This is a genomic window from Arthrobacter sp. 179 (assembly GCF_052379645.1).
Lineage (GTDB): Bacteria > Actinomycetota > Actinomycetes > Actinomycetales > Micrococcaceae > Arthrobacter_H.
This window is the reverse complement of record NZ_JBQSYU010000050.1, coordinates 1-3,795: the sequence shown is the minus strand read 5'-3', so window position 1 is coordinate 3,795 and position 3,795 is coordinate 1. Positions and strand designations below refer to the sequence as shown.

The window sequence follows — 3,795 nt, the reverse complement described above, 5'->3', positions numbered from 1 at the left end:
GCAGGGTGTGCTCGGTTGCGGGGGCGCCGGTGTCGTTGAAGGTGTTCATGACCAGGTCGCGTTCTGCCGGCAGCATGAGGGGGATTTCCCCGAGAGTGGCAGGGCCTTCGCGCGGGGTGCGCTCGAGCAGGTCGGTGATGCGTTCGAGATGTCGTTGCGCCGTGTCGACGGAGTACAGGTCCGGGTTGGCCAGAACCCTGACCTCGAGCCCGCCGTCGGCGTCCAGGGAGAGGGCGATGTCCAGGTCCTCCGTCGGCCCGGACCTGATGTTGTGCACGGTTCCGGCGGCCGGGCCGAACGTGGCCCGCCGATCGAAGGGACGGATGTTGATCGTAGGGCCATGCAACCGGTGACCGGCACCGCTCTTTCCCAGGTCCCGGCGGAGCCATTCAGTCCGGTATCTCTGGACGGCGCGCACGGCCGTCAACTCGTTGCGGACCGCCGCAGCGAACTCGGCCACGGTGGTCCCGGGGTCGGTCACCGCCGGCAGACACAGTGGCAGGACGTTGACCCGGGGGGCCACGGCCCGGGCATCGGAGGCCGCCGGTGGGCGGTTCAGCCACGGGATCCCCAGGACGGCGGGCCGGTCGGTGAGGTAGGACTGGGAGTAGGTCCCGATGAGGGCAAAGGACATCTCGATCCAGGTGGACCCCGTTTCGGTGGCGAAGTCGATGAGGGCCTCAACCGCGTCGGGGTCCATCCGTTGCCGGAGATCGTGGTGGTCGACTCGTGCCGGTGCCGTGGTCTCGCATAAGGATCCTGCCGTGTCGAGGATGTCCGCTCGTCGGGTCCAGAAGTCCCGGGCTTCCTCCCAGCTGGAGTCGGCTGCCGGGTCCTCCCTCCTGACGGGCAGCGGGTCGGAATCCGAAGCCAGATCGGTGAAGGGGCTCTCCTCCAGTGCGGCAGGGTCCGTGTACACGCGGGCGACCCACTGGATGAAGGCGTGGACCGAGTAGCCGTCGACGCCGATGTGGTGGAAGCGGGCGAACCACCAGTGCCGGTGCTCCGACAGCCGGATCAGCGCATGGCCGGTGGCGTCGTGCAAGGCCAGGACGGTGTCCCCCTGCCGGCGGGCCGGACGGGACAACTCACCCTCCATCCAATGCCGGGCCGAAGCCTCCGGATCGGCGGCATCCGCCAGATCGATGACCTCGGGGACGATGCACCCGCCGGGGCGGGACCGGGGGCCATCGGGGGTGTCGAGGTAGTCGGCGGCGAGCCCAGTGGCATCAAGGCATTCCCGGAGAGCCTCGGCCCAGCGGTCCGCATCGAGGGGACCGCTGATGTCGACATATTCGGCACATTGGTAGGCCGCCTTGGTGGCGTCACCGAGATGGCCGAACCACAGGGCCAATTGCCCATCGCTCAAGGGGCGGAGATCGGTCTGGGTGGGTGCTGGGGTTGTCATGTCGCTCTAGTCCTCCTTCAATCCCTCGATCAGCACGTGGCGCCAGCAGGAAAAATCATGGCCTCCGCTGAAGCGTGCGGAGGCGGAGTCGTATCCGCGGTCGAGCAGGACCTGCTGAAGCTGATCGACGTGGTCATTGGTGATGTCCTCCCGGGTCCCGACCCGCAGGTCGATGCGCGCACTGGTCCCCGGCTCGCTGGCGAACCGTCCGGTGATCCACGGTTGGTGCACGTGCGTGTAGTTCGCGGGGGTGACGCTGCCGTCGGGCATCCACCACAGCGACGGCGAATGTGCCAGCACCGTGCCGAAGACCTCGGGTTTCCGCAGCGCGGCCAGCAGTGCCGTCAGGCCGCCGAGGCTCTGCCCGGCCAGAACTGTTTCCCCGAGGCCGCGCAGGAGATGGGTTTCTTCCAGTGCGGTGCGGGCCGCGGGCACGATCACGGAGGCCAGGTCATCCACGAAGGCGTGGTTGGCCCCCAGCAGCTCCAGGCGTTCGGCATTATCCCGGGTTGCGATCCCCACTACGGCCACCGGCTCTACTTCCCCCGAGGCCACCGCCGATTCCAACGCCGCGGCCAAATGCAGCCGACCGAACCAGATCTCGGGGTCGGTGAGGACCAGTAGCCGCAATGGTTTCGGGGATCCCGGCGCCGGGGTGTACATCCACTGCCTGGCCGTGCGGCCCACGGCAGGTAACCAGACGGCAGAATGCGTGAGCTTGCCGCGCACTGTCTGGGCCGCTGCCCCATCCCAGACCCCTGTCGCGGAAGCCTCGTCCATGGAGCACACCGATAGCGGCCCGGTGCCGTTGGCATTGATGGTTTCGCCGCGGTTGAACGGGTCCGCCACGGCCGGGATCCCGGCCCGTCGCTGGAGGGCCACTGCGTGGGCCAGTCCTTCCCCCCCGGTGGCCAACGCACGAAAGCCGTAGGAGAAAACTGAGTCGGCGTCGACATCCAGGGTGGCCCACCAGACGTCGGTGTCCGCGATCAAATTCATCCGGCCCTGATCGATCCGGTGCTTATCGGTGAGCCGGTTGGCCTCGAGGTAGACCTGGGCTGCCGTTCCACTGCGGTAGAGGAATGTGACGCTTCTCTCATTTCCTGACCGCGACACGTACGGGGTGCCCCTGCGTCGCACCTCCTCCCAGAAAACGCGGGAATCCACGGGTGAGGGGAGGCCGAAGGTCTCGAAAACCGGGGCGTTGGTGTGGCCGGGGAGCATGGACTCGCTTTCCGTTGTCTTCACGTGCGTTACACGGGATTACTTTATTTGTCAGCCTGCGCTGCGTTGCATGGAAATCCCACTTGAACGCTGTCGAAATCTCACTTAGGTTAGCCTATGTTGAACGGAATACAGAACGAAACCCTCGCCTATTCTCCATCCCTTGGGCAACTCGAATGCAGGTAATTCTTGCGTGTCCTTTTCGTGGGCAGGAGCAGTGGCCCCTACTCGCGTCTTGGGCAGGACAGCCGGCGCTCCATACCCGCACCCGGATCTACCCCTGCAAGGGCCCCGCAATCACCACCCGCCTCTTGCGAAAGGAGCAATGAAATGAACCAACCGCACACCGCTGTCGTCACCGGAGCAGCCCGGGGCATCGGGCGGGCCGTCGTCGAGGCCCTCGCCCATGATCCGGACGGGCCTCCGCAGCTCATCGCCGCTTTGGATGCCGATTTCACCCAGGAGTGCCGGCACACCCGTGTCGGGGACACTAGGGTCGTCGAATACCGCGCCGATGTAGCGGACGCTGATCGGGTGGCGGAGATTTTCGATCAGTTGGCCGCTACCCACCCACCGGTACTGAAGATCGCCCACGCCGCGGGCGTCCTGCACGAGGCAGCGCTGGCCGACACCGACCTGGATGGATTCGCCCGGGTGATGGACGTCAATGTCCGCGGCACCTTCGTCGTCCTGCGCCAGGCTGCCCGTACCTTGGGCGGACGGCGGCCCCTCAGCGCCCCCGGCGAGGCCGGTTCCATCGCGGTGGTCTCCTCCAACGCCGCCGCCGTCCCTCGCGTCGGCATGGCCGCCTACGCTGCCAGCAAGGCAGCAGCTGCGGCCCTCAGTGCCAATGCAGCCCTGGAGTTGGCGCCGCTGGGCATCCGCTGCAATACGATCGCCCCTGGGTCCACCGACACCCCCATGCAGCAGCGGATGTGGAGCGGTGACCCCGAGAAGGCCCGGGCACGCGTGGTAGGTGGGACTCCGGATCGCTTCCGGCTCGGTATCCCCCTGGGCCGGATCGCCGAACCGCAGGACATTGCCGAGGTCGTCCTGTTTTCCCTTTCCCGGCGGGCCCGCCACATGACCATGCAGGACATCGTCGTCGACGGTGGCGCCAGCCTGCGCTCCTGCTAGCCCCCAGCTTTCCCCCACCCCCTAGG

General features: G+C 67.0%; 3 protein-coding genes. 1 reads left to right on the top strand and 2 read right to left on the bottom strand.

Translation table 11 applies throughout. The features are described 5' to 3' along the window. Together ACT3UE_RS15675 and ACT3UE_RS15670 are read right to left on the bottom strand one after the other, a co-directional pair. Window positions 1-1,408: condensation domain-containing protein (locus ACT3UE_RS15675; RefSeq protein ID WP_444555766.1), on the bottom strand; the 1,408-nt coding region annotated here is incomplete at its 3' end. Between the two features lie 6 nt (window positions 1,409-1,414). Beyond that, window positions 1,415-2,656, bottom strand: a complete 1,242-nt coding sequence (locus tag ACT3UE_RS15670) for an alpha/beta hydrolase-fold protein (protein WP_444555765.1) — start codon at window positions 2,654-2,656, stop codon at window positions 1,415-1,417. Between the two features lie 306 nt (window positions 2,657-2,962). Between ACT3UE_RS15670 and ACT3UE_RS15665 the strand changes: the two genes are divergently transcribed. Further along, window positions 2,963-3,769, top strand: a complete 807-nt coding sequence (locus tag ACT3UE_RS15665; protein WP_444555764.1) for an SDR family oxidoreductase — start codon at window positions 2,963-2,965, stop codon at window positions 3,767-3,769. Window positions 3,770-3,795 lie beyond the last annotated feature (26 nt).